Below are 11,944 nucleotides of genomic sequence, written 5' to 3'. Positions count from 1 at the left end.
CGCTGTCAATTTGGGGTGAAAATGTGCACAAGTGAGGCCCTCGCCAGCGCTGCCTCTCCTCAACCTACATGTCTTGTAACCATTTCTGATCGAGATCGATGCTCAACCTAACGAAAAGAGTCAGTTCCCGAGAAGGCGGATGAACCCTCTTGTTGAAATGCCGTCACCAAACAGAATGGACGCTCCGCGCGGGAAGCTCTCCTTCGACCCCTGATCATCAAGAAAGTACAACTCAACGGAGTAGCCGTTCCCTGGCAACAAAGAGGTTTCGGCTGATTCCTTTATAAAAAATCCATACCAGATTGGGCTTTCAGATACATGCAATGCCATAAGCCTAGCCGTCGAAGGATCGATGACTCTCGTTGCGCGACCCATTGAATCAATCATATCGAGAAAAATATATGCACTGATGCTCACGACAAATACCCCTAATTGCAAGTGAACTGCACATTACAGACCACCTTTGAAGCATCCTCTGATCTTACATTGATTGAATCCATCGGCCGGCCAGGAACGTCGCTAAAGCGGGTTGTTATCGTGGAGCTCATGACCTCAGAGGATGCGCGACCCTCAACCACATACTGTTTCACGCCATATGCTTCTTCAAACCTAGCTCTCAGTGCTTGTGCGTCGGGCAGATTTCCTAAGAAGCGTTTCACAGTGTCACCATTCGGACTCGCAGAGAAGGTACCTAATGCCCGGATACTATCCAGCTCGATGCCATCTACGACGCGATACAGAGTTGTCGCAGACGCGGCGAGTGAAGCTCCCCCGATAGCGTCGCCTATTGCTAGGTCAGCGGCAGCTGTCATGACGGTGTTGGCGGTCGCAGGGTTCGCCAAAGCTGCAGCTCCAACATAACCGACGGCCGGTGCTGCAAGAATCCCCCCCAGCGCATAGCCGATGACCGGTCCCAACTTATCGTCCGGACTTCTTGGAGGCCTATTTACGGGCCCTCCATTGGTCAGGTTGTTAACAGTACGAAATGCGGCACCAGTCTCTCTCCCATCACTATCATTGAAGCGATACGGATTGTCGTTGGCATACCAGTATCGATTAAACGCACCAACTGGGTTGCTATAGGCCGTGACCGGATCGACTGACAGGAACCTCCCAATCTGCTGATCATAGTAGCGCTGCTGCATGTAAGTTAGATTGGTCAGCGAGTCCGATACGTGACCAGTGAAGCCTGGTTGGTCTGATGGTGGACGCTTGATCGGGGACCCATAAGGCTCATAGATCTCACGTTCAATGACATTGCCGCCCGCGTCGGTCACTGCTACCGGCGACCCCAGGGGATCGGTGTGGATGTACTCGACCGTTGTCTGCGCTTGTGCAACCAAAGGCAGAAGAGCCGCCAACATCCAAGCACAAGTTGACATGACTCTCCCGAGTCGCGGGATCAAACGCGAGCCTGTTCGTCTATCGTCCATGGAACTCCCCATTAGTATGCGTTGAAGATGGCAGACCATGCCGAACAGCCATTGGCGTTGCATGCCCGAACTTGGAAGCTCAGAGCCTCCTCTGGCGGGTTAACGGACTTAATGAGTTTGCTTGTTGTTGTCGCGGTTCCGTTATAGGTCATGTAGCCCTTTAGCTCGTATCGTGTGGCATCGGGCACGACTCCCCAGAATGCCGATATTCTCCACTGGGTCTTGCTTGGACTTTCTAGAGTCCCGTAGTTGCCTGCGGGTACATTTGGAATCCGCTGCACTGACACCGATGCTGCTGTGCTCCAACTACCGCAACCACTCGTATTGCATGCCTGAACGCGGTAGCTGTAGGTTGCAGATGCCTTTTCACTCAGAGCTCGATTGATCGCCCCGTCTGCATAGATGAGTACCCAGGCGCCACCATTGACGCTCTCCTCCAAACGATAGGTTGTTGCCGTTGTTACGGATGTCCAACTGGCGCTATATGAGCCATTGGAATTCGTGGCTGGCACTGAAAGCACCGGCACGCCTGCCGGTGGCAACAGCACTGAAACCGCCAAGTTTTGAGAATAGTCAGAGCATCCGCCGTCGTTACAGGCGATAGCGCGGTACAAGTAAGTTCCATTGCCTTTGCCGCCGATGGCAAAGCTGCTGCCGCTGCCGGAGTAAATCTCGCTCCAGCCGCCGCCCGGCAAGCTCTCTTCCAAGTGATACTTGGTCGTCGTCGGAACTGCTGCCCAGCTCACTGAATAGCTGCCGTTGGAGGAACTTGCCGGCGCGCTGAGGACCGGCGCAGGAGCGGGAGGATGCACGACACGCACGTTGGCGCTGCCACTAACGCCGCCACAGCCGGCAGCATTACATGCACTCACTCGATAGGAATAGGTGCCGTTTGCTTTTCCCGTGACGGACTTAAAAAGTGCAGAAGTACTTTGGACTTGCGACCAGCTGCCGCCGCTAGCGCTCTCGTCTAGCTTATAGCTCGTCGCGCCGGATGTACCGGTCCAGCTCACCGTATAGCTACCGTTGTTCGAAAGTGATGGCGCGGAGACGACTGAGATTTCCGAAGGAATCGACTGCACCGATATACTCGCCGTTGCTCCCCAAGCACCGCAGATGGCTCCTCGGCAAGCCCGGGCACGATAGCCATATAACCCGCCTGACTTGCCGCTCATAGCGATGGATAGCGCGGACCCGTTATAGCTGACCTGCCAAGCGCCGCCATCAAATTGCTCCTGCAACTCATACGTGGTCGCCGATGCAGCCGCATTCCAACTCACTGTATAGGAGCCAGTGTCGCTGTAGGCCGGTACCGTTACTGTGGGCGCCGCCGGGGCTGTGGTGGTACTGACCTTGGCAATCAGACTGCCATTCAGATAAACATACTCGACGCTCTTGGCCTCGCGGTCATTATCCTGGCGTCGCAGTACGCCGTCCTGACCATACATCGAGATGATGTTGCCTTGGCTAGGGTTGGAGGAGACCACACGCCGACCATGGCCATCGTAGCTGTACGATTCCTTGCCGACGGCCGAGCGTAGACGGTTACCGAAATCGAACTGGAATGCTTGCCCGTTCTTGTTGGCGAGATTGCCCTGCACATCGTATGCAAGGCCTATGATCGTGGCACCGGCATCGTCAACGATGTTACTCAGGCGATTGGCTGCGTCATACCAGTAGTTGTACTCCTTCACGCCCGCCAGCTTGGTTGTACGTAGATTGTCCAGCGCATCGTAACTGTAAGTGACCTGCCCACCGCCACCAAAAGACCCCGACGTTGCCTGCGCCAGACGATCCAGTCCGTCATAGATCATCGTCCGCGCCCGAGTTGAATCAAGAGCATCGGCGATCTGGGCCACATTGCCATTGGCGTCATAGCTATAGGTGTTGTCCAGCACCGTGCCAGCCTTGACCCGCGTCGGCAGCTGTCGTCCGTTCTGCTGCGTCGTGTGGGCGATCCCGTTGCCGTACACGAACTGGCTCATGCCACCGTTCGGATGATAGGAAATCCCGGTGGCATAGCTGCCGGCGCGGGTAGCTTGCCCCAGGGCATTGGGGGCGTAATCCACGTACAAACCACTTGGATACTGAATCCCCGACAAGGTTCCGTTGGTGTCATACGCATATCCGAGGGCCCAGCTGTAGCCATTCACTTGGCCAGCGGTTTCTGCCGTCAGCAGACGACGCTTGTTGTACGTATAGGTGTTGATTGTCTGGGTGGAGCTCGCCACGTCCTGTGTGATGACCTGATGCGGCTTGCTGTCGGGCGTATAGGCCCATGTCTGGTTGCCGTTTCCATCAGGAAAGGTCAGCGAGGTCAACCGGTTACGGTTGTCATAAGTCCGTACCACCCGGCGCGGTGCGACCGCACTGGAACTGCCATCGTTCTCGCAAACTGTCGAGGCAGGAAGGAGGGCAAGGTCGAGCAGATCAAGGCCCGGAGTCGCTAGATTCAATCTCTGTAAGCCTGCGGTTTCCGTAACCTTAGCTACTCCACCGCCATCCCGAGATACTGACATCGGTACATGTTCGACACGTCCAGCGCATCTACGACAGTCGAGAAATGGCGACCTCGGACATATCCGACTACATCGACGGGTTCTATAATCCAACACGCCAACACAGCTACCTCGGTGGCGTCAGTCCGATTGACCTCGAGGCAGCGCATCGCCGCCCTCGCTTGGGTGTGCACCAAATACTCGGAACTCCAACCCGAACGCGGCGTATCCCTACAGATTCGCCGAGGCTACTAGGCGATTCACGGCCTAATAGTCTCTTGAGCCGAAACCAATCGCCATTCTCGACCCTCTTTGACAAACACATCAGTGAAGGCATAGGTAACCGCTTCACCCAGCAACAGCCTGTCACGTTACGCGACCTGCTCAACCACAGTGCGGACATAAACATTCATGGCTTCAACGGCTACGCTCAAGGCGAAGCAGTACCTTCACTGCTGCAGGTGCTGGATGGCGCGCCGCCAGCCAACTCCGAACCGGTCCGCGTAGAGGCTATACCCGGAACCGAATGGAAGTACTCCGGTGGCGGCTACACCGTTGTTCAACTGATGATGGCCGAAGCTTGCGGGAAGCTGTTTCCCGAGCTGATGCAGGAGCTGGTCCTGGGCCCGTTGGACATGAAGGATAGTACCTTCGCCACGACCTTGCCGCCGATTTGGAAGACACGGGCCGGGATTGGACATCACACCAAAGGTGAGCCCGTCTCTGGCGGCTGGCATACCGGGCGAGGATTTCTTTGGGAAAATGCAGGCTGGAGATTAGTTGGATCAACAATTTACGCTTGGTGGCTGGGGAAAATTATCTTTGCAACCCAGTGATTTATAAGCGCAATCACAGAAACTAGTTGTCTCACAACCCTTCGGCCTTACGGAGTTGTGCATCGGCGAGAAGGCCTCTTACCGCTGAGTTGAAGTCTTGTACGAAATTACCTATGGGTTCTGGATTCACGTCGCCGAAGCAATCTTGCAGGTATGCCGAGGGAACCCAACCTTCGTACTTTGACGTCTAGAAACCACCAAAGACGGTGGACATTGAATGAGAATTTAGCGCCGCCACAGCGTGTTGAAAGCTCTCTGCACCAAAGATTAGGTAGGGAACTCTTACCCTCAAATCGCTTGATAGTGTGGAGTCGCTGAACGCCTGCGTGATAGCTTGCTCCAGCATTTCTGTCGCGACCGGACTGAATAACAGCCAATCCTCAAGGGTCACAATTATCGAAAAAACCTGACCTTCGAAGCCGTACGACCCATCAGACTGATGAATGGCCCTGTCAATGTTTTTGTAGTTCTGAACCACAGCGTCTGCAAGGTACCCCAAGCCACGGGGCTGGACTACCAAATTTCTGAGCGCCCTGGACCGAGTGCCGGTGCGGGCGCAATGGCGTTGCGCCGGCGCCGATTTAAGAGCGGGGGATGTGGCATCGCCGACCGCGTAGGTAGCCACGCCCGCCCGTAGAATGGCGCGGTGGTCTTTGCAATGATTCCACGCTGCGCTGCGGCCGACTTTCTTGGGGGTTCACCTTGTCCACAACGACGCCCACCCCGCCCGTTCGGGCCGCCATGAAGGCAGAGCTTGACGAGCTGCAAGGCCTGGTCCAAGCGGCGGCCACCGATGTGTTCGAAGACGTTGTCACCGAGCTGTTCGGCCAATTAATCGGAACGACCTTTGCCGTCGCCAAGTCGGGCACGCAGCACGGCACCGATGCCAGTACCGCCGGACGACAGGGCCGCTCGTTACTTATCGAGTGCAAGCGCTATCGCGACAGCACGCCGCTGGACGAGCGGTCGTTGCGGGGTGAAATCGATGAAGCGCAAGAGCGCACGCCGGGTCTGGAGGCATGGATCCTGGCGTCCTCGCGAGATGTGCCCGACCAAGTGGAGACGGGCCTGTACAACTCCGGGCTGCGCGATGGCGTGCCGGTGCTGGTCGTTGACTGGAAAACCACCAGCACGCCAGCGCTGCCGGCCCTCTTGGCCTGGGACCCGACCACAACCGAAAAACACTTCGGCTCACGCGCCGGAGCGCTGGCCAAAGCGCTGGCGCCGAGCTTCACTACAAAGATTGCGGAGTTGCAGCGCGAGCTGGAAGCGTGGCAGATCGGCTTCGAGGCCCTGCGCACGCGCTCGCTAGAACTGCTGCGCAAGGTGCGCATCGATCGCCACGAGTCAGCGTTGACCTTGAACCAAGTCGTGAAGGGTCCGCAATTCGTCCGCCGGGCCGAACCCAGCAGCAAGATGGCAGCGTGGCTTGCCAGTCCCAGTGCCAAGGGCGCCCCCTTGTGCGTGATCGGCAGCGAAGGCATGGGCAAGACCTGGACCACCATCGACTGGCTTGAGCAGGTCGAGGACCAGCTGCCGATCACGCTGGTCGTTCCCTCTTCCGCGATGCCGGGCCTGACCAAGCTCAACAAGACGGGGATGACGCAATTTCTCGGCGAGCGCCTGCACGAATTGTCCCGAGTACGCGACGCAGCGCATTGGCGGGCGCGGGTGGAACAGCTGCTGCTGCGCCCGCCATCCGAAGGCGCCGCCTTCGTGGTGGTCTTCGATGGCGTGAACCAAGAGCCGCTGTTCGACTGGATCACCGTGCTCAAGGTCCTGCAAGCCGAGCCGTTCCGTGAAAGGGTGCGGGTGGTGCTCTCCACGCGCCAGACCTACTTCGACAATGAACTGCGCCAGCTCAAGGGATTGGTCGACAAGCCCGACAAGGCGCAAGTGGGCAAGTTCAATGACGCCGAGCTCGATGCGATGCTGCAGCAGCATGGCCTGTCGCGCGCATCGATGAAGCCCGACCTACTCGAGCAGGCGCGCACGCCGCGCCTATTCAGCCTCGTGGTGCGTCTGAACGATCGCCTGAAGGATGTAGGCCAGATTACCGTGCAACGATTGCTGTTCGAGCACGGGCGCGACACCCTGGGCGACCGCGCTTGGTCGGACGAGCAGTGGCGCGACTGGCTGCGCGGGGTGGCCGGACGCGCGGTGAAAGGCATCACCAAGTACTCGCGCCAAGAGCTGGCCGACCAGGCGCACGATTTTTCGCAAGACCCCAGCCACGTATCGCGTCGCCTGAGCGAGATCATCGATGGCGCCTTCACCCGCAGGGACGCCGCGGGCAGCTATGAACTCGATCCAGTACTGGTCAACCACGCGCTGGGCGCCGCCTTGGTTGAACGCGTAGCGGCCGAGAGCGACATGGCCAAGGCCGACAACGCGCTGACCGGTTGGCTGGAGCCCATCGCAGGTTTGGATCAGCGCGCCGAAGTGTTGCGCGCCGCGGTGTCGACTGCGCTCGAGTCAGGCCAAACCGGACCGACGCTGACACTGCTGGTCACGGCGTGGCTGCAGACGCAGAACTTGGCGCCTACGCACCGCGCCGAGCTGATCGCGCTGGCACCGGCGATGCCGGACAACCTGCTCGATGTGGTGGAGCGCACGGGGCGATCGGCCCAGTCATCGGCGCGCCTGGTCACGCTGGCGGCGCTGCGCAATCTGGATCGGGGCGATGCGTCGCTTCGCGATCGCTTTGTGGCCCGGGCCACCAAATGGCTGAGCGTGGTTGCGCGCCTCACGATTGGCAGCGACGACGCCGAAAAGACCAGGCGTCAGGAGCGGCTGCTCGAGCGGATCGGTTCGGTCCCCGGCAATGCCAAGACCGTACTAGGCGTGCCCTTGCAGGTGGTGGACCACGACACTGACCAGTGGGGTGCCAGCGCGGCCGCCTTGCTCGAAGGCTTTCCCCTGCAGCATGCCACCGCCGCGTTCACCGCTGGTGCGCTATCGGCGCTGTTGTCGCCGTTCCATCCGCATTGGGAGTCGCTCAAGTGGCTGTGTCTGCTCAACGAGGTCGATCCAGAGCCGACCGCGCTGGCCCTACGACAGGCCTCGGCGGAGATGCTGGCGCGAACTCCGGAAGCGGGCGTCAAACCGCGGTTACAGCAACGCGTGGCGGCGTTCTTGTTGTACCTCACTGGGTATCCAGCCGACCGCGACGCAGGCGAGTCCGTCGATAGCGATCTCGACTTCAAGTTGAACTACCAGCGTGACTATCTGGATAACATCGGCCGCGGATTCTTCGCCGTCGAACGACGCCACGCGGCCCAGGTGCTGGCGGACACCGCAATGACGCCGATCCAGCGCGCGCATACTTTGCAAGAACACTGGCTGGATCCGACGTTCGTACCAACCGCGGTGTACTGCGATGAGTTGCGGGCGCTGGTGAAGCAGTTTCCGGTCGACAAGCTTTACATCAATCGCCACGCCACGTCCGAATCGCATGAGTTCGAGCGCCTGCTTCCGATCCTGGCCCGGTGCCTGCCGGACGAGCTGGCCCAGCTGTGGCGGTCCTGGGCCGCGGCCGGCCCCGGCAAAGCGCCCGACGCCCAACTCTGGCACGCCCTGCAGTTGAACTATGCCGCGCTCGTCCAGGGCGAAGCCGAACGTGCCACCGCGTGCGCCTTGCGCGAAGCCGCCGATGGCGCTTCGGAGCAAATGCGTTACGACATCGGCAACCGCGCCGTATTGGCCGAGATCGCTGAGCTCGCCCCCATCGACCAGGTCAGAGCGGTCCTGGCCGCCGCGTTGCCGGAGTTGATGCCCACCCTTCAGGATGGGGTGGGGGCGTTGTCCCGGCAGGACGTGGATGAGTTGGTGGCGCAGTTCGGGGGTCAGGGCGCCGCGATGCAGAAACAGCTGCTGGAGATGTTGTCCGGCGCCCCGCCGTCGCTCAGCGACACGACGTGGTCCTGGATCGCACAGGCGATGGAATCGGACAACGAGAATCTGGCGCGCCTGGCCTACCTGATCCTGGGCACCAGCGACGCGGCCAGGTTGGGGGCCGAATTGTTGCAACGCGACTGGTGCTGGCAGGCCACCATGGATCCGGGCATCGCCTTCCATGGTTCCAACGCCCTAGTCTCGGCGACCCGGGGCGATCCGTTCGATCAGGTGTGGCCGCGCCTGCCGCCGTGGTGGTGGCTGGAAGCGGCACGCATCCGGGGCGAGGACCCGGTGGAGGTCCTCGAGGCGGCCACGGCCTTCGATGCGGTCATTCGCGCGGACACCGCGCCGGAATTCGACTCGGGTGCCGAGTTGACGGTATGGAAAAGCCGCTCCGGTTCGCGCCCGCTGGGGGTGTCCGTGCAGCCCTTGCCGGAAGCCGACGCCGACTCGCCCGAAGGCTTCTTCCGCATGTTCGACGACGACACGCGCAACGCCGCCTTTAAGGCGGCGCGCAACGTCGCCTGGGAGCGCATCACGCTCGCACGTCAGACCACCTCCAGCTTGGTCATGATGGACATGACCGCGGCCGAGTTCGAGATGGTCTGGCGTGCCGCGCCACAGTTCATCGAACGGTGGATCGAGGGCTACGACACCTTGACCGACGCCTTCCGGCGCCGAGTACGCCTGGCGGAAGTGCCCTTCCTGGCGCTATGCGAGGTGCTGCTGGCCTCGCGCCCTGACGTCGGCGCGGCCCTGTGGAACGCCTTGCGCCAGACTCTTCACAGCCGGGTGATAAGCGGCGCGAATCTGCCCGAGTTGTTGCATCTCGTCTTCGGCGCTCCCGACTCCCCGCCGGTGGAGGCGTTGCGCCAACAGCTGCTCCGTCTGGACGCGTCCACCTCGGACCACGGGCTGTACGAACTGGTGCTGGCGGCCCAATACAACGGCCGGCGCGACTGGATGGAGGCAGTTATTGCCCAGGATGCGGCCAGCGCGTTGAACTGGCGTCAGCAGCGCGCCATCGTGCTGTCGGGCTTTGGGGCCTTCAATGAGCTGCCGGTCGCCGGCGCCTGGCCGGATGGGCCTCTCGAGGGAACGATCGCACAGCTGCTACATCAGGCCGCGCGGGAGCGCTGGCGCGAGGCCTGTGCGCGGTATTGGTGGCGCGAGTACTGGGCGCGCGACACGGCGGAAGGCAGCTACGCGGCTTGGGTGCTGTTCCGCGCCAGCGCCGATCGTCGCGCCGAGCTGTGGGAGGCTTCCGAAGCGGCCAAGGCCGATGCCGCTTCCCCTTTGCATGCGCGCAAGCGCTGGCATGTGCGAGTGAACCGCGGACCATTTAACGCCGGCCTGGATAAGTCCAGTGCCGGAAACCAGCGCAAGTTCTTGGGACGCTCGATCGAACCCGACGTCGCCCCCTGGCGAAAGTAATCGTCGGCGACCCCGCCTTCCGACCTGAGCTCGGGGAGTACTGACCAGCGAGTAGTGCATCCGCCACCTGGGCACCGATGTCTCGACCGGTGATTGGACGGCGAGCTACGCTCGGGTCTTACTGATTGAAGGCGAGGTGAACGTAGTAATCGACCGGAATGCACTGGGGATATGGGTGGCGGTGGTGGTCGCCTTGGTCATTTCCTTGAAGGAGCCTTGGCAGCGCCAGCGTGAGCGCTCTGCCCGCCACCTAATCGTGATCGGGGAACTGTTTCCGGCCGTCCAGGCACTGCACCAGAACTTGGGCGAGATCCTGGACGACTGCGCCAACTATGCGCGGTGCGCCGACCTGCGTGGCGGGGTTCGGCTTGAATGACTTGTTAGCGCCTATCACGGCCAGCCCCAAGGGAGATAGATGCGCTTGTTGGGACTGATCTCTCCTGACTGGCGCTGCCAATCTTCGTGCTGCGACATGTACGCAGCTGGTGTAATCGCTCCAGATGCGATCGCTATGTTAGCGCCAAGAATAATGTCGTACAGCGAGTTAATTGTACTGCCGGCAGCTCGATGCCCTAGACCATAAAGATCGCTTGCGATCAGCGGCAACGAACTCAGATTGCTCGGTTCCGTTACCTCCAACTGCGTGTCATCGCCGATGAAATTTATCGAGCGGATGATCCGTAGCGCTTCCCACCGCAGCTCGGAAAAGCGTGCGTACTTGGTCACGATAAGGCTTGAATAGAGTCCGCTGACAATTCCGATTGGCAACGAGAGAAGTAGAGCGAGGAGCGATTCTTCTGACATGGGCGCTAAGCCTGAATTAAGCTGGTCCGCGAAGCGGGTTCGGCTTGAATGAACTTTTTAGGCACCGCTCTCGATGATGCCCATGAGGATGCGAACGTCGCGGACGATCCGCTCGTGCGGGCCAGAGTTGTTGCCAGGGTGATCGTAAATGACTTTTGGGGAGAAGCGTACGCGAAATCGAAGCTCTGGTTTTCGGCCGTTGTTGTAGAGGTTCCAAAGGGCTTGGTGCAGTTGGTAAAGAAAGCACGACAACTGCCACATCTCCCTTACTTTGCCCTTGCTGTAAAGGCTTTGAACATGTTCGTGGCCGTGCGCTTGACGGTGCGCCAAGTACTGGTGCCGTACAGGCATGATCGCTCGATCGTAGACAAGTCGGCGCCGAGCTACGGCACGCCGAATACGCCGAATGTCACTCAAGTTAAGAATGTGTGCATTAGCTACGTAGTTCTGCAGGTGGGTGGGATCAGCGAAGCCACCCGCTGCCTTTCTAGCGGCCAATGCGTCGCGAGAGAACACACTCATATCGTGCTCCATTGAGGCGATTAGCGCCTCAATGTTGTAGGGCGACTTAAGGTCGAACACGCGCCCCAGAGCCACATACGCAGAAGACTGAAATGATGCGTAACAAGTGCGCCAGAAGGTTGGAGTGCGATTCAGTGCCCTCAATAAGCCCTTCGATTTGGATGCCGCATGGTGGATTGCCATTTCCGCGTATACGTAGCTGGCAATCACGGTCACCTCAAGATCGAGGTTATTGAGCTGTCTCTCAAAGTCGCGAACTGGCCGCATGCGGTGCCCAACTACCTAATAGACGGACCTTGGGGGTCCGGTTATGTGACTTATGCACAGCGGCCGTGGCGGGCCGCATCCCCTTTGATTCAATTCGATCTTAGGCGGCCCAAGCCCAGTCAACAAGCGTCGCAAAGCCGGACCCAGTTGCAGAACGTCTTCGCCTCCCGGCGGGCGCAGCGGCCCCTCCTTTGAGCCGTGCGAAGGTCCGCTTTGGGTCGCATGACGCCCTGCGGCCAAGAGCAGTCTTCGA

At 59.8% G+C, this 11,944-nt stretch carries 8 protein-coding genes and 1 pseudogene; 5 read left to right on the top strand and 4 right to left on the bottom strand.

The window, feature by feature from the left end:
* Positions 1-120 precede the first annotated feature (120 nt).
* The 3 genes from LR961_RS18275 to LR961_RS18265 all read right to left on the bottom strand — a co-directional run bounded on the left by LR961_RS18275 (position 121) and on the right by LR961_RS18265 (position 3,889).
* Entirely contained in the window at positions 121-417 is a 297-nt protein-coding gene (locus LR961_RS18275; protein WP_232151400.1) for a hypothetical protein, read from the bottom strand.
* A gap of 11 nt (positions 418-428) precedes the next feature.
* Positions 429-1,382 carry an RHS repeat-associated core domain-containing protein gene (locus LR961_RS18270; protein ID WP_232151399.1) on the bottom strand — a complete coding sequence of 318 codons (954 nt, stop codon included), beginning with the start codon at positions 1,380-1,382 and terminating at the stop codon, positions 429-431.
* 62 nt (positions 1,383-1,444) lie between these two features.
* Complete coding sequence (locus tag LR961_RS18265; protein ID WP_232151398.1) at positions 1,445-3,889, bottom strand: hypothetical protein; 2,445 nt, start codon at positions 3,887-3,889, stop codon at positions 1,445-1,447.
* Positions 3,890-3,972: 83 nt separating this feature from the next.
* Here LR961_RS18265 and LR961_RS19345 point away from each other — a divergent pair.
* The 4 genes and pseudogenes from LR961_RS19345 to LR961_RS18250 form a co-directional block, all read left to right on the top strand.
* A pseudogene (locus LR961_RS19345) lies at positions 3,973-4,080 on the top strand (IS3 family transposase); the annotation flags it as partial.
* Between the two features lie 129 nt (positions 4,081-4,209).
* Positions 4,210-4,767, top strand: a complete 558-nt coding sequence (locus LR961_RS18260) for a serine hydrolase (protein ID WP_232151397.1) — start codon at positions 4,210-4,212, stop codon at positions 4,765-4,767.
* A 741-nt stretch (positions 4,768-5,508) separates the two neighbouring features.
* Positions 5,509-10,098, top strand: a complete 4,590-nt coding sequence (locus LR961_RS18255) for a hypothetical protein (RefSeq protein ID WP_232151396.1) — start codon at positions 5,509-5,511, stop codon at positions 10,096-10,098.
* A 136-nt stretch (positions 10,099-10,234) separates the two neighbouring features.
* On the top strand, positions 10,235-10,474 hold the full coding sequence (locus tag LR961_RS18250; protein ID WP_232151395.1) for a hypothetical protein: 240 nt from the start codon (positions 10,235-10,237) through the stop codon (positions 10,472-10,474).
* Between the two features lie 14 nt (positions 10,475-10,488).
* Here LR961_RS18250 and LR961_RS18245 read toward each other — a convergent pair whose 3' ends face one another.
* The gene (locus LR961_RS18245; protein WP_232151394.1) at positions 10,489-10,902 is read right to left on the bottom strand and encodes a hypothetical protein; all 414 of its coding nucleotides are present in this window, start codon (positions 10,900-10,902) and stop codon (positions 10,489-10,491) included.
* Positions 10,903-10,950: 48 nt separating this feature from the next.
* Here LR961_RS18245 and LR961_RS18240 point away from each other — a divergent pair, with 48 nt between their 5' ends.
* Positions 10,951-11,439 (top strand): hypothetical protein, encoded by a 489-nt coding sequence (locus tag LR961_RS18240; RefSeq protein ID WP_232151393.1) that lies wholly within the window; start codon positions 10,951-10,953, stop codon positions 11,437-11,439.
* Positions 11,440-11,944 lie beyond the last annotated feature (505 nt).

The sequence above is a fragment of the Stenotrophomonas sp. SY1 genome (genome assembly GCF_021202945.1).
Taxonomy (GTDB): Bacteria; Pseudomonadota; Gammaproteobacteria; order Xanthomonadales; family Xanthomonadaceae; genus Stenotrophomonas.
This window is presented reverse-complemented; position numbering and strand designations above follow the sequence as displayed.